Origin of the sequence: Turicimonas muris (assembly GCF_002221595.1) — a bacterium.
Taxonomy (GTDB): Bacteria; Pseudomonadota; Gammaproteobacteria; order Burkholderiales; family Burkholderiaceae_F; genus Turicimonas; species Turicimonas muris.
In genome coordinates this window covers 90,576-107,867 of sequence record NZ_NHMP01000007.1, presented here as the reverse complement: position 1 = coordinate 107,867, position 17,292 = coordinate 90,576, and the positions used below count along the sequence as shown (strand labels likewise).

General features: G+C 45.2%; 14 protein-coding genes and 1 pseudogene. 5 read left to right on the top strand and 10 right to left on the bottom strand.

Annotated features, from left to right (window positions below):
- The first annotated feature begins 219 nt into the window (after positions 1-219).
- The 3 genes from ADH67_RS10545 to ADH67_RS10535 are packed head-to-tail and all read left to right on the top strand — an operon-like array spanning position 220 to position 4,471.
- Positions 220-1,449, top strand: coding sequence for a DUF401 family protein (locus ADH67_RS10545; RefSeq protein ID WP_066592820.1), 1,230 nt, complete (start codon positions 220-222; stop codon positions 1,447-1,449).
- Between the two features lie 45 nt (positions 1,450-1,494).
- The gene (locus ADH67_RS10540) at positions 1,495-4,200 is read left to right on the top strand and encodes a DEAD/DEAH box helicase (RefSeq protein WP_066592818.1); all 2,706 of its coding nucleotides are present in this window, start codon (positions 1,495-1,497) and stop codon (positions 4,198-4,200) included.
- A gap of 19 nt (positions 4,201-4,219) precedes the next feature.
- The gene (locus ADH67_RS10535) at positions 4,220-4,471 is read left to right on the top strand and encodes a hypothetical protein (protein ID WP_143597744.1); all 252 of its coding nucleotides are present in this window, start codon (positions 4,220-4,222) and stop codon (positions 4,469-4,471) included.
- 252 nt (positions 4,472-4,723) lie between these two features.
- Here the strand turns inward: ADH67_RS10535 and serB are convergent, their stop codons facing one another.
- From serB to ADH67_RS10505, 6 genes are read right to left on the bottom strand one after another with little or no spacing between them, the layout of a single operon-like run.
- Positions 4,724-5,584: a phosphoserine phosphatase SerB gene (gene serB, locus ADH67_RS10530; RefSeq protein WP_066592812.1), complete on the bottom strand. Its 861-nt coding sequence runs from the start codon at positions 5,582-5,584 to the stop codon at positions 4,724-4,726.
- Entirely contained in the window at positions 5,581-9,057 is a 3,477-nt protein-coding gene (gene mfd, locus ADH67_RS10525; protein WP_066592810.1) for a transcription-repair coupling factor, read from the bottom strand. The genes serB and mfd overlap by 4 nt, the downstream gene beginning before the upstream one ends.
- Entirely contained in the window at positions 9,050-9,922 is an 873-nt protein-coding gene (locus tag ADH67_RS10520; RefSeq protein WP_066592807.1) for a uracil-DNA glycosylase, read from the bottom strand. Before ADH67_RS10520 ends, mfd begins: the two co-directional genes overlap by 8 nt.
- The gene (rimI, locus tag ADH67_RS10515; RefSeq protein WP_158212640.1) at positions 9,916-10,356 is read right to left on the bottom strand and encodes a ribosomal protein S18-alanine N-acetyltransferase; all 441 of its coding nucleotides are present in this window, start codon (positions 10,354-10,356) and stop codon (positions 9,916-9,918) included. The genes ADH67_RS10520 and rimI overlap by 7 nt, the downstream gene beginning before the upstream one ends.
- 40 nt (positions 10,357-10,396) lie before the next feature.
- A complete protein-coding gene (gene tsaB / locus ADH67_RS10510) occupies positions 10,397-11,116 on the bottom strand; it encodes a tRNA (adenosine(37)-N6)-threonylcarbamoyltransferase complex dimerization subunit type 1 TsaB (RefSeq protein WP_066592802.1) in 720 nt (239 codons plus the stop codon).
- 29 nt (positions 11,117-11,145) lie between these two features.
- Complete coding sequence (locus tag ADH67_RS10505; RefSeq protein WP_143597743.1) at positions 11,146-11,799, bottom strand: hypothetical protein; 654 nt, start codon at positions 11,797-11,799, stop codon at positions 11,146-11,148.
- A gap of 190 nt (positions 11,800-11,989) precedes the next feature.
- Here ADH67_RS10505 and ompR point away from each other — a divergent pair, with 190 nt between their 5' ends.
- A complete protein-coding gene (gene ompR, locus ADH67_RS10500) occupies positions 11,990-12,763 on the top strand; it encodes an osmolarity response regulator transcription factor OmpR (RefSeq protein WP_272894039.1) in 774 nt (257 codons plus the stop codon).
- 90 nt (positions 12,764-12,853) lie between these two features.
- Positions 12,854-14,176, top strand: coding sequence for an ATP-binding protein (locus ADH67_RS10495; RefSeq protein ID WP_236578508.1), 1,323 nt, complete (start codon positions 12,854-12,856; stop codon positions 14,174-14,176).
- A gap of 5 nt (positions 14,177-14,181) precedes the next feature.
- On the opposite strand, the gene ispF is transcribed toward ADH67_RS10495, so the two are convergent.
- The 4 genes and pseudogenes from ispF to ADH67_RS13535 all read right to left on the bottom strand — a co-directional run.
- A complete protein-coding gene (gene ispF, locus ADH67_RS10490) occupies positions 14,182-14,667 on the bottom strand; it encodes a 2-C-methyl-D-erythritol 2,4-cyclodiphosphate synthase (protein WP_066592790.1) in 486 nt (161 codons plus the stop codon).
- Positions 14,664-15,371: a 2-C-methyl-D-erythritol 4-phosphate cytidylyltransferase gene (gene ispD, locus ADH67_RS10485; protein WP_066592788.1), complete on the bottom strand. Its 708-nt coding sequence runs from the start codon at positions 15,369-15,371 to the stop codon at positions 14,664-14,666. Before ispD ends, ispF begins: the two co-directional genes overlap by 4 nt.
- 297 nt (positions 15,372-15,668) lie before the next feature.
- Positions 15,669-17,099 carry an FAD-dependent oxidoreductase gene (locus tag ADH67_RS10480; RefSeq protein ID WP_066592786.1) on the bottom strand — a complete coding sequence of 477 codons (1,431 nt, stop codon included), beginning with the start codon at positions 17,097-17,099 and terminating at the stop codon, positions 15,669-15,671.
- Positions 17,096-17,275 (bottom strand): annotated as a pseudogene (locus ADH67_RS13535) (LuxR C-terminal-related transcriptional regulator); the annotation flags it as partial. The pseudogene ADH67_RS13535 and the gene ADH67_RS10480, both read right to left, overlap by 4 nt.
- Positions 17,276-17,292: the final 17 nt, after the last annotated feature.

The following is a 17,292-nucleotide window of genomic DNA, read 5'->3' as shown; positions in this document are numbered from 1 at the left end:
GTACAGTTTAGAAAAGGCCCTGCGAACCGCATCTGGAACGTAGGGATGTTTACTGGAACCGCCTTGGTGCCGAACGGCATGCCAGGTGGTGTGAGAGGGACGGGTAATAACCGGCCCTACTCGATTGCCTTGCGAAAACAATCTTGTCTTTAGGTTCATCAATCGCAAGACTTTTATAATATTGCAACTCAATAAAACAATAATTCCCAAGGTTTTTCAATGGACTCAGTCTTTTATATTGTGATTGCTGCGATGGCTTTGATCGTTGTTCTTTTGCGTTTCAAAGTCATGATGGGAATTTCCATCCTCTGCGGCGGCCTTTTTATTTGGTTATTCGAATCAAGATCTTTCCCTGATCTTTGGGAGGCGGCAATTCAAGCAGCCAAAATCCAAAGAAATTGGGACTTGATATTTTGTTTGTATTTTGTGATGTGCCTGGAAGTTGAGCTTAGAACCAGTGGCTCTCTCTCCGGTCTGGTGAAAACTTTCAGAAATATTTTCTCCAGCAATAAAGTTACTTTGGCTGTTATGCCTGCTTTTCTTGGCTTACTGCCTTCTATGGGAGGCGCGAGATTTTCTGCCCCTATTGTTGAAGAAGCCTCTCAAGGAATAGCCGTCAACGCAGAACAAAAAAGCGTGATTAATTTGTGGTTCCGCCACATCTTTGAATTTTCCAATCCTTTAATGCCCGGCATGATTCTTGCTTGTGGTATTGCCAACGTCACAATCCAAGACTTAATTATTCAAGTAGGTTGGGTGACGATTCTTTGCTTTGTTCTTGGTTGGATATTATTGGTTCAGCCTTTGAAGATTGTTGACAAAGAAAAAGCAACGAATACGACAAATGATCGCGATATTGATTGGAAGAGTCTCTTCTTAGCTTTCGGTCCGATCATTGCTTCTTTCTTATTAATCGTGAGCTTTGGCATTTCAGCAGCCATTTCTATGGGGCTTGTTGTTGTCGGCTTTATTCCAATTTTTTACGCCTTCGGCAGAAAGATTCCCATTAAGAACGTCTTCTTGGAAAGTCTGGATGTAAAGCTTTTAGTAAACGTGGTTCTTATCCTTTACTTTATACAGCTGCTGACAATCACAGGCATCTTGGATGAAATTGTTAATGCCTTTAATTCTTCGTTTTTACCGCAGGAAGTTATTGTCGCTGCTTTGGCTTTTATTTTCGGCCTCATGACCGGTCAATCACAAGGCTATATTGCTGTTGTGATTCCAATTGTCGCTTTAATGTCGCCGGGAAATATTTTGCTGGTTGCGACCGCTATGGTTTTTGGCCTGGCCGGGCAAATGATGACGCCGGTTCATCTGTGTATTCTGGTAACCGTGGAATATTTCAAAGCTAATATGTGGAACGTCATTGGAAGATGCGGTTTTATTTCCCTAGTTATGCTGATTTGCTATTCAGCATGGACTTATTTCAGATATTATCTCTTCTAGTCCAATTTTCTTGAGCTTTTACGGGAAGCGCTTAACCACTGATACATGAAATTAGATCCCATTGAACTTTCCAACATTCTGAAGTACTGGATGACGGTCGAGGAGCTCACGCCTTTTGAGCTCCAGCCGGATATGTTAATGGCAGATTTGTCAGACGGAATAAATACGCAGAATGCCAATATTTTCATTTGGGATAAAGTAAAAGAGGAGGGCAAAAGATCTTTCCAGATAGAGTTGGATCGACTCACGGAAAAATTTGAAGTTGCTGAATATATGAAGATCTTTACTGTCTGTGTTGGAGTAGTAGAGATTAATGAATATGTTAAGAAGGTCGTTAATATTCTCAGCGCATCCAAGTCTAAAAGAGACCTTGAAGTCAGCGATATTGGTTTTTTCGAGTCAGCCGGCAACGGAAAGATGTGCCTTGCAACTTTTAAAATCAACCATTTCGGAAAGGTCCTCCCTCATACATTTAATGCATCCTCAGCTCTGAGTTGGCTGGCTTTACACAATTCTTCTTTAGGCCCGGAACAATTTGATGGTTCACAACAATTAGCCGTCGGCGATGCTCTCGTTTCTCATTTTTGTTCTTTGTGCCGTGACCATCTAAAGAGCGCTTTGAGCTCTAACGTGCCAGAGAAAGATCTAAAAGAGGTGTATTCGGTTGAGTACACCAAGTCTAAGCACGGTGTAAGAAGGCTGAGAGATCTTCGCCAGACAGATGAGTTAAAAGTTAACGTTGCTTTTTTGGATGAAGTCAGCCGTTATGTTTGTAAGCTTGCCGGTATTGCTGCCGCTGATTCTGTGTGGGTTGTAGAACAATTCCAAAAAAGACCGCATAAAGTCGTCGATGATTTTATGAACTCTCCTTATCTGGAACCGTTAGGCAATCTTTCTTTGGCGGTAAAAGAAAAGAATCCGGAATTACTTTTGAGTAAAGTTCTAACGAATTTCTTTAAATATTCTCATGGGAACAGCGTCCGCAACGATGTGTTAAGAGATCCTCGTGCTCTGTACGAAATTGCCGATCCGCGTTTATTTAATCTTGGACGATGGCCTGATTCTTTAAGCAAGAAGTTGTCTGTTTGCCAGCAAATTGCAGTATCTCGGATTTGTCAGGCTAGTGAATACAATCCCATCGTTACCGTTAACGGTCCTCCGGGAACGGGTAAAACAACTCTTCTCCGAGACGTTTTAGCGGACGTGGTCGTCAGAAGAGGGTATGAAATTGCCGGGATTTCAGATATCAGAAACGAGGAAATTTTTGAAATCACCTATTCCGGCACAACTCCCGTGCAGGTTTTAAAACCGAACTTCACCAAGGACTTTCCGATTATTGTTGTTTCCAACACAAACAACGCGATTGAGAATATCTCTAAAGAAATTCCTCTTCAATATGGTTTTGAAGAAGAGGAAGGAGATTATTTCTCTGATCTTTCCAACGAAATTTTTGGGCAGAATCAATGGTCTTGGGGGCTTCTCTCTCTTCCATTGGGTAAGTCCGCCAACTGGAATAAAGCCTACGATGCGTTGTTCAAGCGGGATAAGAATCGCAAATCCGTTCTCTCAAATGTTTTTGCCGCGGAAGAAGAGAAGCTCGGTGGATTTGCTCAGGTGTGCAAACTCTGGGAGAAGGAAAAAGAAAACTTTTTGAAACTGCATACGCAAGTAAGAGAAAGCCTTGCAGAGCAATACAAAGTTTATTTGAAGGACATTAAAGCTGCCTCTCCCGCATCCTGGCTTGGAAGCAAAATAACGTCTATTCTTCATAAAGAAGAAAGCTTAAAGAGCAGCGATCTTTATTTCGATTTCAGTAAGAGAGAAAATTTAGACCGTCATCTGGAACAAATTTATACCGCACCTGAACTCGACAGTCTTCGAACTAAATTATTTTTGTCTTCTCTGAGACTTCACAAATATACGATTTTGATTCATCGGCAGCGTTTCGTGAATTCAATAGAAAAGTCATTCTTGACGATGGGAAACAGAGAGTTTATTAACGATCCGCTTCCTTTCTTGGGAACCTTTTGTTTCTTTTGCCCCCTGATTTCATCTACTCTGGCTTCTTCTCCGCTGCGCTTCGGTAAATATTTGAAAGGCTCTTTGCCATGGGTTTTAATCGATGAAGCCTCACAGGTTACGCCGCAGTCGGCTGTTCTGATGATGCAGAAGGCAAAGAGGCTAATTGTTGTCGGAGACCCCCAGCAGCTTCAGCCGGTAGTTACATTGCCAAAAGTCATTAATGAACTTTTAACGGATGAGAATAAAAAGTTAAGAAACTGGTCTCCCTTTAATTTCAGTCTGCAAAACCTCTGTGATAACACTCAGACCTACGGCACTCGCATCGGAGAGAACATCGAGACCTCTATTTGGACCGGACTTCCGCTTAGAGCCCAAAGAAGAAGTTTTTCTCCGATGTTTGATATTTCAAATGCTATTTCTTACGAAAACCAAATGGTCTTGGGTAAAGAAAGGCGCAATAGAGGCTCAATTGAAGCGTTGATTCCAAGTTTTTGGCTCGATATTAATCCTGAACAGGAATATTCAACAAACGCTGTAGATGAAGAAATTGACGCGGTTATTGATGTTCTTCGTTATATCTATGGAAGATTGGTCAACGCAAATTTGCGAGGTGTGTTGAGCAAACCTAAGACGTTAATGATCGTCACTCCGTTCCGTGCCGTTGCAGCGGCAGTTCGAGGAAAACTAAAAGGCGCAAGCCGAAGCAACGATTTTTTTCCGCATTGTTAGAATCGGCACCACACACGTCATGCAAGGGCAGCAGGCCGACATCGTGATTTTTGTACTAGGTTCGAAGAAAGGCGAGATGGGCTCACGAGCCAGACTTTGGGCAACAGAGCCTCCGAATCTGATAAATGTGGCGGTCAGCCGTGCTATCGAATCTCTCATTATTATCGGCAACGCCAATGAGTGGGAGGGCCTGGGTCCGATGAGCGAAATTGTTTATCAGCTGCGTTTCAAAGGGGAGGGAGTTCTTTCTGACCTTCCTCAAGATGAGTAATCAATTCGTTAGCAGACTATGCTTTAACCAAAGTTCGATACAAAGAAGAATTGATTGTTTTCTAACAATTTAGTATCATCCCCCCAGAATATTCAGGAGGGTGAAACTATATGATTAAAAACGAAAAAGAACAGTCAGAAGCACTGAAAGTTATTGCAATTTCTTCCTTGTTTTCCACTATTGGAAGCGCAGCAATTTTCTTCGCTGCGCAATGGTTCTAACGGTTTCAATTAAGGCCTTTCGAGGCCTTAATTACTGGTTAAATAAGGCTAAAAGACCAGAGAGTGGTGCGAAGTCAAAAGCATATTTCGCATGAGGACGAACTGCTGGTTTGGCATGCCAAGCAATTGATAAACCCGCGGCTTCGAGCATCGGAATATCGTTTGAACCGTCCCCCATCGTAATGAGCTCATTAAGTTCGATGCCATGCTGAAGAGCATATGCGGAAACGTAGGAGATTTTTCCGCGTCCGTCGATGATCGGCGTCCCGAATGGTCCAGTGACTCTGCCCGTTAGTTTACCGTCCTTAATTTCTAACTCATTGCTGATAACGTGGGTAAACCCATATCTTTCTTTAACCACGTTTGTGACGCAGCTGAACCCGCCGGAGACAAGAAGCATTGGAATGCCGGCTTTTTTCAAAGCAGATACAAGCGATTCGGCCCCAGGATTAGGTTTGATATGGAATTTAATAAGACGATCGACTACCGAAGCATCGACTCCGGCCATTAATTTGACTCGTGCGGTTAAACTTTCTGCGTAGTTGCGGATTTTTCCCTGCATTGTCAGTTCAGTGATGCGTGAGACCTCATCTCCTTTGCCAACGAAAGCAGCCATTTCATCCAAAGTTTCTAAATTCAAGAACGTGGAATCCATATCGGTCGCAAAAAGCCTGAAGTCGGTGAGCTTCATATGAGGATCTACCCAGCAGACATCAATCTGCAAAGCCTGAGCTTTTTCTCTCCAGAGCTTTTCAAACTCTTCACGATTCATTCCGGAAAGTCGGACCGAGCAGGGTTCTTTAATTTTTCCCTTTTTACCAATCGACTTCAGAAACTTCTCGAGTACGTATTCACGACCGATTTTTGTCTGAAGAACCAAGTCCTGTTTCACTTTAGTTCCTTTAAGATTTTTATGATTTTCTCTGTTTTTTTATCGACAGTGTCCATTTTATCCGTTAATTTTAATTTAGTTGGTCCAGCCATTTTTAAGAAACGACTACTTTGCAAGAGCCTGAACAGCTTAGCAGGATCAACCGGAGCGTCCGTGTCAAAAGTAATAATGGCTTCGGATTCACCGGCATCAATTTTTCTAATTCCCAGATCTTTGGCTTCAATGCGGATCAAGTGCGTCTTGATGAGAGTGCGGCTTTCGTCAGTCAGCGGACCGAATCGGTCAGCGATCTCCTCCTGAATAGTGATAATTTCCTCACGCTTCTTAGCGGCAGCTAGTTTTTTGTAGAAATTCAACCTCTGATGGACGTCATGAACATAATCAGAGCGCAACAGGGCAGGAGAATGTAGGTTAATTTCAGTTGTGGCTGCTAAAGGGGCCTCTAGATCCGGTTCTTTTCCGGATTTGAGCGATAGAACCGCCTTTTCCAACATTTGGTTATAAACTTCAAAACCCACGCCGGTAATCAATCCGGATTGATTGTCCCCGAGAATTTCTCCGGCGCCTCGGATTTCCAAGTCATGCATAGCTAGGAAGAATCCGCTTCCTAAGCTTTCCATCTCCTGAATTGCTTCGAGGCGTTTTGCCGCATTCTTTGTAATTGCTCCTTCCCCCGGAGTCAGTAAGTAGGCATAGGCTTGGTGATGAGATCTGCCGACTCGTCCTCGCAACTGATGCAACTGCGCCAAGCCGAATTTGTCGGCACGATGCATGATAATAGTGTTGGCGTTAGGGACGTCAATACCAGTCTCAATAATCGTGGTGCAGAGCAGGATGTTGGTTCTCTGAGCATAGAAGTCACGCATTACCTTTTCCAGTTCTCTCTCGTTCATTTGGCCGTGAGCTACGTCGATACGAGCTTCCGGAATAAGTTTTTGAAGCTGGTCGAGACGGTTTTGGATCGTTTCCACTTCATTGTGAAGGAAGTAGACCTGACCGCCGCGTTTCAGTTCACGTAGTGAAGCCTCTCTGACAAGCGAATCAGTTTCCCTCTGAACGAATGTCTTAATAGCCAGACGTTTTTGAGGAGCGGTAGCGATTACTGAGAAATCCCTAATTCCCTCAAGCGACATCGACAATGTCCTCGGAATTGGTGTCGCCGTTAGAGTCAGAATATCCACTTCGGAGCGCATGGCTTTCAAACGTTCCTTCTGCCGGACTCCGAAACGATGTTCTTCATCGATGATGACAAGACCGAGATTTTTGAACTTGACTTGTTCTGAAAGAAGCTTATGGGTTCCGACCACAATATCGATGGTACCGGTTTCAAGGCCCTCAATGACTTTCTTTACTTCCGTTGAACTTCTGAAGCGAGATAGTTCGGCGACTTTAACCGGCCAGTTTGAGAAGCGATCCCGGAAGGTTTCCGCATGTTGTTCAGCAAGTAGCGTAGTCGGACAGAGCACTGCAACTTGTTTATGGCCCATCACTGCAATAAATGCTGCTCGCAGGGCCACTTCCGTTTTACCAAAACCCACGTCGCCGCAGACCAGGCGATCCATCGGTTTGTCGGATTCCATGTCCTGTTTGACGGCTCTGATTGCAGCGAGCTGATCTTCGGTTTCTTCAAACGGAAAGTCTTCGCAGAAGGCTTCGTAATCTTGCTGGCTGTATTCAAAAGCGTGCCCTTTACGGCTTTCGCGCAAAGCATAGATATTTAAAAGTTCGGCTGCAGTATCTCTGACCATCTTAGCCGCTTTCTTTTTCGCTTTTTCCCAATCTCCTTTTCCTAAAGCGTGAAGCGGAGCATTTTCAGGATCGGCTCCGGAATAGCGGGAAATAAGATGCAAATGCGTGATAGGAACATAGAGCTTCGCTTCTTTTGCATATTCAATCTGCAAAAATTCTGCCGGACCTTCAGGCGTCTCTATAGTAGTGAGTCCGCGGTAACGGCCGATCCCATGTTCAAGGTGAACGATTGGATCTCCGACTTTCAATTCCGAAAGATCCCGGATCATCATGTCAAGATTGGACTCGGTTTCCGTTTTTCTTCTTGTTCTTCTTATCGGTTTACCGCTGTATGCGTAAAGTTCCGCTTCTGTGACAATCGCCAGAACCGGACTGCCCAGCTTCAAGCCGGAATATAGAGGGCCGAACGCTAAACAGCATTGATGTTTTGAAGCAATAAATGAGTTGAAATCTTTGGTTAGTTCAACTTTAAATTTATATTCCTTGAAGAGCTGATGGATGGTTTCTAATCTGCCCGGAGAGTTTGCCAAGATAAGAAGTTTGCCATCTTTCTCTTCGATTGTTTTTGCAAAAGTTTTCAGTCCTGATAGAGGATCCTGATTTTTCCTTTGAATAGCAATAGTTGCTTCAAAAATGGGAGTATTATCATTTGAAGAGGAGAGAGAGAGTCTGGGGAATTTTTTACAAAAATCAAAAAATTCCGGAGATGTCATGTAGAGTTCTTTCAGAGGAAGAACCGGGTGAGAATTTTCTGCTTTTAAGAACTTTGCTCTTTCTTCGTTTTCACGATCGAACTGAATAATTGCTTCTTCTATTTCTCCGATAAGTATGAGCTTGGCGGAATCGCCGATAAAATCGAAAAGAGTATCCGTGTGATCGAAGAAAAGCGGGAGATAGTTTTCTATACCCGGAGAAGCGATTCCGTTCTCGATATCCTTATATGTCGTGTATTTGCTGGGATTTCCTTCAAATCTTTCTCTCCAATTGGAAAGGAAAAACTCTCTGGTATTGTCGTTCATCGGAAATTCATGCGCGGGCAAGAGCCGTATTTCCCGGACTTCTTCTAGGGATCTTTGAGAGTCGGGGTCGAAGTATCGAATTTGTTCAAGTTCATCATCAAAGAAATCTAAGCGGAAGGGGAATTTGGAGCCCATCGGATATAAATCCAGAATACTTCCGCGGCTGGCGAACTCACCTTGCTCGACGACTTGGGTGACGTGTTCGTATCCGGCCTGAACTAACTCAGATTTAAGGTTTTGCGGATCAAGAGTTTCGCCTTTTTTCAACATCAAGGAGTTGGAGCCTATAAACTGCTTCGGTGCCAAACGCTGAGTGGCAGTAGTCGCTGAGACAAGAAGAATGTCAAGTTCTCGATTTTGGCTGTTTCTGTTTAGCAGTGTATATAAAGTCTCAAGCCTTTCACCGACTAAATCTGCATGGGGGCTCAGCACATCGTAGGGAAGGGTTTCCCAATCCGGGAAAGATAAAACTTTGAGAGAGGTATCAAAGAAAGGAATCTCCTCCTGGAGTCGGATGACATCGGCGGGATTCGCACAGATGACGACCAACAGTTCTTTTTTCTCTTTTAGGAGAAGAGCATTTTGCGCGATACACAGAGAAAGTTCAGAACCCTTAGGGCGTTCCTCTTTTTTTCTGGTTGCAGGTTTGATGTCAGCAAGCGAGGTGCCAATCAAAGGAATTTTCTTGATTTCATTCTTACTCATTGCGTGCCTTATTCAGTGTATCGAGAACTAAACACCAATCAACCCATGCTTTTCTTTTATCCGAAGGATTGCGGAGCAAAGCGGCGGGGTGATAAGTAACGATGACCTTTCGGGATTTACCGGCGATAACCATGTCAAATACTTTCTGACGCCGTGAGGTAAGTGTTTCATCGGTTCCGAAAAGCGATTTTGCAGCGGGTTTTCCCATTGCCACAATAACTTTTGGATCCATTAATTCAAGCTGACGTTCCAAGAAACTCCAGCAGGCAGCCATTTCTTCAGCCGACGGATCGGCATTCATCGGAGGACGGCATTTGATGGTATTGAGAATGGCTAGATCTTTTCCTCTTTCCAATCCGATAGCGTGAAGAATAGTCGTGAGAAGTTTTCCGGATGGGCCGCAGAACGGAATGCCTTGTCTGTCTTCTTCCGCACCCGGCGCCTCACCGATGAGCACAAGATCCTTCGGAGGAGTTCCTTCACCGGGGACTGCGCAAATTCTATGCGATGAAATATCACAAATATGGCAATTTTTAACCCCCGAGATGATTTCTGTCCATGAGAAATTCTTAATCTTTTCAGTTCGAACCGGGGAGAATGCGTCAGGGGCTACGCCTCTGCCTTCTTTTCTGCGAGCCGGAGTTTTTTTAGGCTGAGCCGGTACGCGATGTGAAGGTATTGCAGGTGATTGGGGACGGGCAGAAGCTGCAGATGGCTGAAGTAAAGCAGCCGGGGCTGTTGGTGCAGGAGCCGGGACATTGACCTGAGCTTGTTTATGCTGAAGTTCTTGAAGCTCCTCTCTGAGGATCCACTCCGGACCAAGGCCTAAGGCCTGCCATAAAGCAGATTTTCTTTCATCTAACATGCAGTCTCCTTGACCATGATTAATGCATCTTCTCTTCCCGTTGGAGTTTTATAGTAATTCTTTCTTGTTCCTACCGCTTTAAATCCGAATTTTTTATAGAGTGCGACGGCAGGATCATTTGATCGGCGGACTTCCAGAAACCACTTTTTAATTTTATTGGTATTTCCGAATTCATTCATGAAAGAAAGCATTCTTCCGGCAAGACCTTTTTTCTGAAACTCTTTAGAGACGCCGATATGCAGCAATTCTCCCTCGTCAAAGACGGATGAAAAAACGACATACCCGGCAACCGATTCCTTGCTGTCGCTTTTACTGACAATACAGTAAGCGTGATGTTCTTTCATCGAAGAGAGAAAGCTCTTTTCCGTCCAAAAGTCTTGCGGGAACAGAACTTTGTCAATTGCCTCCGTTTCCGGAAGGAGCGCTTCGGTCATGAGAGTTATTCTGTAAGACGTCATGGGTCGCTGCAGAAGGTTAAGAAGATTTAGCTTCTTTTAATTTTTTACGTTCTTCAATGGTTTGAGCGACGTGATTTCTCACATACAACGGGCCTGCTTGTTCAGGGGTAATGAGTCTATCCTCTCCATAGTCAATGAGTGCCGGCACAAGCAGCATTTCTGCATTTGCGTCTTCAACCGAAAGTAGTTGAAGAGCGGGCGGAACCTCAACGGTGTATGCAGCAAAAGCATTTCCGCAAAGGGCAGAACAATTCGATTCCTCTGCGTGACGAACTAAATCTTCAGGGGCGGATAGAAAAGCCGGAATACGTTCAACCAGTCTTTCTCCGCGTTTGGTAAAGACTGCGGTGTAGCATTCATGCATTCTGGCATCCGTAGAGACGAGAATGGAATCTTCTTCTTTGAGTGCGTTTATCTGTCTATACGCTAAGGCAAGGAGGTTGTTAACCGCAATCAGCTTCTTATCCAGTGCCCAGCCGATGCCTTGAGCCATTCCGCAGGCGACTCTCAAGCCGGTAAAAGCGCCGGGGCCTGCACCGAAAACAATGGCATCCAAACTATCTAAAGAGCCTGAAGCTTCTTGGAGTGCATTTCTTATCATGCCAAGGATAACAGAGGTGTGTTTCTGACCTGGTTCAGAAGAGATGAAAGCATTTTTGCCAAATCCGGCGACCGCAATGGAACAAAGGGTTCCGGCAGATTCGATCGAAAGCAGTTTGATAGCAGTATCCGTCATTTATAACCGTCCAATTTAACGGTCATATTCTACTGTTGAGAGGCCGGAGTTTCTTGATTTGGGCTAGCAGGTTGAGCAGATGAAGCGGATAATTCTACAGGGTCTTTCGGAGCAGAAAGTTCCCTGTCGGAGGATTGCTGAACTGCCAAATTGTCTTTCGGTTCCTGAAGAGTCTGTACCGAATTGCTGAAGGAGAACATGATGCATTCAGAGTGCATTCTCTCGTTGAGCTCTTGTATCTTGATTTGAAGTTCAAGATCATTTTCAGCTTCAGCCGGGGTCTTGGAGTTTCTCGACTTTGTAGAGGTTAAGTTCTTTTGCGCGTGAACAATTTGCTCGCGCAGAATCATTCTTTCTTCGTTAGTTAAGCGTTTGCGCCAACCGGTCGGAACATCGCTCATGCCGTCATAAAAATGCTTAGGCGCATAGCGATGAGTCATGGCCTGCTTAGCGTTGTTAGGGAGATGTTTTTTCAGTTCCTGGCGTTCCTCGGTGCTCATGGCTCTCCAATGGAAATCTCGATGGCGAGGGGACATGTCAAGCCAAGCTACGGCCTTTTCTTCCATGGGTAAGGTATCAAACGCGCAGGACGGTCCTCTATGCATCTTATTATGAGCCGATACATTTTGATACACACGTTCTTGGCTAGGGTGTGCCTGTACTACGGCTTCAATAGGTAGCATAATAATCACTACTGTTACAGATATCCCAATTAACGTTTTCAAAGGAAGCCTCGGTTCTGTTTTCTGTTTATTGTTATATGTAATGCTATAAAACTCTGTGCCCAAAAGGAAGTTCTAATTTACAAAAGGGTTAAAAAATAGCATAAATTCTGTTGCAAGCTGTAAAAGCAGTAATTTTTAGGTGATCGATATGCAAGGTATGGAAAATTCAAGAAAAGATTCGTTATCTATTGCGAAGAGGCCTCCGCGTGTTCTGGTAGTCGATGATGACGCTCGTTTGCGCGATTTGCTTCGTCAATTTTTAGTAAACAATGGGTTGCATGTCACTGTTGCTGAAAATGCTCAACAGATGAACCGCCTATGGCTTCGTGAACGATTTGACGCTGTTGTCTTGGACGTCATGATGCCGGGTGAAGACGGCTTCTCCATTCTCAGACGCATCCGCGCCATGAAAGACAATACTCCGATCCTTATGCTGACCGCTAAGGGTGAAGACATTGATCGTATTTTGGGTTTGGATTTGGGTGCCGATGACTACTTGCCGAAACCCTATAATCCACGTGAATTGCTGGCTCGTCTTCATGCCATTATGCGCAGACGTGAACCTGTTGAAGCTCCGGGATCTCCAAGCAAGGGCGATGAGGTTGTACAGTTCGGTGACTTCACATTAGATTTAGGTACACGTAAACTTAAGAAAGGCGAAGAAGAAATTCCTCTGACTACCGGTGAATTTGCCGTGTTGAAGACATTTGCACGCCATCCGAGAGTTCCGCTTTCCAGAGATAAACTGATGGAAATGGCACGCGGAAGGGAATACGAAGCTTTTGACCGTTCTTTGGACGTTCAGGTTTCTCGTTTGCGCAAGATTATCGAAGAGGATCCTTCTAATCCGCGTTACCTCCAGACTGTCTGGGGTTTGGGCTACGTCTTTATTCCGGATGGAAAGAGCGACGCTCTGAAGTAATCAACTTAAATTATGGAAGACCAGCAGCATTCAGATTCTCAACAGCGTACTCCAGTTAGGTCTTCGGGCTTATTTTGGAGAACGTTCGGGATGATGTTGATTCTTGTGGTAACAAGTATCGGGGCGTGGCTTTACGTTTTATCCGTAATGGATGAAGAGCCGCGGGCGAGAGGTATTTCCCAAAGGATTACATCGATCACTACCTTGACCCACTATGCTCTAATCAGCTCAGATACGAGTTACCGATTCGACCTGATCATGGCTTTAGCCCAACGAGAAGGTCTCGTCATCCTTCCTAAAGAGAGCGGAGATATTGTTCGGCCGTTACCAAGTGATCGGGTAAATACGATGGTCGAAGAATTTGTCACCCAACAGCTTGGTGCTAAAACGAAACTTGCCTCGAGCATCAACGGCATGCCCGGTCTTTGGGTAAGTTTTACTATTGACGGTGACGAATACTGGCTTAGAACTGAAAAAGACATCAATCCCGAACGATTAGGCCAGAACTGGATTTTCTGGTTCATCGGCATGCTCTTTGTCGTGACTTTGTTTACGGTCTTATTGACCAGCAGAATTATTGAGCCGTTAGAGCGGTTAGCCCGATTTGCTCGAGAATTAGGCCGAGGAAGGGCTCCCGCACCTCTGCCGATTGAGGGGCCTAAAGAAATTCAGGAAGTAAACGAGAGCTTTAATGTGATGGTGCAGGACCTGAAGCGGCTGGCCAATGACCGAGAGGTCTTGCTTGCCGGCGTCAGCCATGACCTCAGAACGCCTATTACGCGCTTAAGACTGGAAGTCGAATTAGCCCCATTATCGGAAGAAACCCGCGATGCGATGTGTTCTGATTTAGACCAAATGGAAAACATCGTTAAGCAGTTCATGGCTTATGTACGGGAAGGTGAACAACCTCTTGAGGTTGTCAACTTTTCTCAGACGGTTCTCGATGCCATCGCTTCGAGCCGTATGAAAAGCTCGGAGGACGTTCAGCTTACTGAAGAGGTTGATCCGAACCTTGAAATTCGCGCTAATCCGACGGATATTTCCCGTGCCGTTCAGAATCTTATCGTTAATGCCGGTAAGTACGGCAGAAGCACGGACGGTATTTTGCGCTTGAACATTTCTCTCAAGCACAACAAGAAGAGGAACTTGGCGGAATTGACGGTTTCCGATGACGGAGCAGGCTTGCCGGAAGAGCAGTTCGAAAGAGTTCTGCGCCCGTTTGAAAGAGGAGACCAGGCCCGCGGCAACACGACCGGTTCAGGGCTCGGTTTGTCAATTGTAGAAAGAGCAGCAAGAGCTGCCGGCGGTTCAGTGCGCTTGTCTCAGAATATTCCTAACGGTTTAAGTATTCATGTCAGTATTCCGCTGGTAGCCACTAGCCTAATAAACCGCGCGCTGAAACCGGAAAAATAGAAGTCTTAAGCTTTTTCAAGCAATACAACAGCTTGAGCGACCACGCCTAGTTCCTGACCTTCAAAACCTAATTTTTCATTTGTCTTGGCTTTGACGTTGACGCAATCCGCATCAATCCGCAGGATGTTGGCTAGGTTCATGCAAATTTCGTTGATATAAGGAGAAAGCTTTGGTTTTTGTGCAATGACCGTGCTGTCGAGATTGACGAGTTTGTACCCTTTATCGTGAACCTTCTGCATAGCTTCGGCTAAGAGCCATTCACTATCGGCCCCTTTGTATTTGTCATCCGTATCGGGGAAGTGTTTGCCGATATCTCCCAAGGCGGCCGCCCCTAAGACCGCATCCGTGATGGCATGCAAAAGAACGTCAGCGTCCGAATGGCCGAGTAATCCTTTGTCATGAGGAATTTCTACGCCGCCGAGGATTAATTTTCTTCCTTCGACGAGTTTATGGACGTCGTATCCTTGTCCAACTCTTAAATTAACTGTCATTTCAGTCCCTTATTTCTTTTATCGAGGATTGCTTCAGCAAGCCAAAGATCTGTGGGTCTCGTAACTTTGATGTTAGTTTCCGTGCCTTCCACCAGGAGGGGAGAGTCGCCGGCTTTTTCCATCGCACTTGCCTCATCGGTTACGCTTTCCCCAGCTTTCTCCAAGGCATCTATTAGGTCAAATGCTTTGAACATCTGAGGTGTTTGAGCTGCCCATAATCCGTCTCGAGGGACTGTGTGGGAAGCTGTTCCGTTATTAGATTCTTTTTTTAATGTGTCGTTGACCCGAACAGCTAGGAGGCCTCCCTTATCATTTTCAATGCACGTGTCGATGAGTTTTGAGACATCGGAAGCGAGCAGGCAAGGGCGTGCGGCATCATGGACCAAGACCCAATCATTCGAGGTGAATGCGGCATAAGACAATCCGTTTTGAACACTGGAAGCTCGTGTTAAACCGCCCACTCTGGCAACCGTTACGGCATCATTGTCGAAGTTCAATGATTGCGCAAGCATATCGGACGGGGATACTACAACGATAACCCGTGTAATTCTAGGTTCAGCCAATAATGCATAGATTGACAGTTCCAGCATCGTCTTGGTGCCGATTTTTTTATATTGTTTAGGAGACTTATCTCCCATGCGGGAGCCGACTCCTGCCGCAACCACAATAGCGGTCAGATTATTGTTGCCTTGATTCTTAATCATTTCAGTAGGAGTAATTATTAGACCTATATATCTTAACAACCAAAGAAAATTTTTGGTACGAATAATTACTTAAAGAAAAAGCTTTATGTACCAAAGGAGGTATTGAAAGGAAAAAGTTCTCTTTAGAATTTGTCTTGTTGATAGAGAGTGCTCTTTAACGACATTTAGTTCTCCTTAGATTTCGACTGGTTAAGAACATGTTGGCAGCTGTTCTTCCCAGTCTTTTTCTTTTTACCGAAGAGCTATATTTCAAGAGAGAAACGGGCGTTGAGTCTTTAGTTCTGTGCGTCGTTCCGGTTAAGAAGAGAGCTTTGCCGCTTCCTTGCCGGCAATCCTTCCGAAAACAACACATTCCACAAGCGAGCAGCCTCCCATCCTATTTTTCCCGTGAATGCCTCCTGAAGCTTCTCCTGCTACATAAAGACCGCCGATTGGCTCTTCATAGATATCTAGTACTCGGGCTTTTGCATCACACTTTAGGCCTCCGCAGCAGTAGTGAACGGCGAGTTTTTCTTTTCCAACAAAATAGGGAGGAAGGTTGATCTGCTGGAGAACAGTGGTTTTATGAAATTGAGAATCCTTTCCGGATGCGGCATCAAAGTTGTAAGCCATGACAGTATCCCCTAAATTCGATACCGGACAATGCATTACGGCGGCTACTTCTTCCAAAGATGCGCATTTGTTGACGATTCCGTTCTTTACTCGATTTTCGAAATTCGGTCCTTTGTGGGATTTGGAATCCGTGAGGACCCAAATCTCGGGTAACCCTAGAGTTAGGACCGTGTCAGAGATTTCTTTAAGAGTTTCTCCTTCATTCACAAATCTTTTGCCGTTCGGATCTAAATAGATATCGCCGCCGACATAGTCGAGTAAACGTCCTCCGAGATAAAACAACGTCTGAATATGTTCTAAGTCAAAAGTGTCGGCCCCGATTGCCACCGCCATTTTGAGCCCGTCTCCGGTGGCTGTGTCAAGGCCTCGTCCGTAAGGATTGGCGGTACTTGTTAAAGAAGGCGACAGACGAGGATCGTATTTCTGGCGTAGAGCTTTGTCTTCTGTATAGCCGCCGGTTGCAATGATGACGGATTTTCCCAGAAGATATTTCAGCTGTCCTACTTCACCTCTAATTACCACACCGTTGACCCTACCCGTCTTTGAGTCCGTCAGCAAGTCGAGGACTCGATGGCTGAAGAGGAAGGTTACTCCTAATTCTCTGGCGGTACGGTTGACTTTGAGGACGTAATCAAATCCAGGTAAGGGGGCCTGTGCGTGAAAGCCTCGAGGATAAACTGCGCCTACCGGGATAAAGGGTCCCGACCATCGAACTCCCATCGATGCCAGCCACTCGTAAGCACTCCGACTTTGTTCCGCTAGGGTTCTGATGAGCTCAATGTTTCCGATTCTTCCGCCTCCTTCAAATATCTCTTCACCCATTAACTCAGGAGAGTCTTTTCGGCCTTGAGCATCAACATTTGTAGGGAGGCAGGCACAAAAAGAGCCGCTGGAGAACTTAGAGTGTCCTCCCAATAAAGGAGTCTTTTCGATCACTAAGACTCTTTCAGCTCCGTTTTCTTTTGCGGATACCGCCGCGGATAGGCCGGCTAAACCGGAGCCGATGATGATCACATCCCAGAGCTTATCCAGGTGAGCCACACCCTGTGCAGAAGCTAACTGCAGAGGAGCAGCTGCCAGCGCAAGGGAGCCTAGAAACTGTCTTCGCGAGATCATAAAGCCTCACCTAAAGAGACTAATGCTTTAGTGAGTTCTGCTGCAGAGTGGACTTCTAACTTGTCGACGGCGTTGCCGCGGTGCATTTTTACTGTGGTTAACGCCACATTCAGAGATTCTGCTATTTCTTTGTTAGAAAGACCTTTGCTTACAAGCTTGATTACTTCGACTTCCCGAGGGGTAAGAGAGTTGA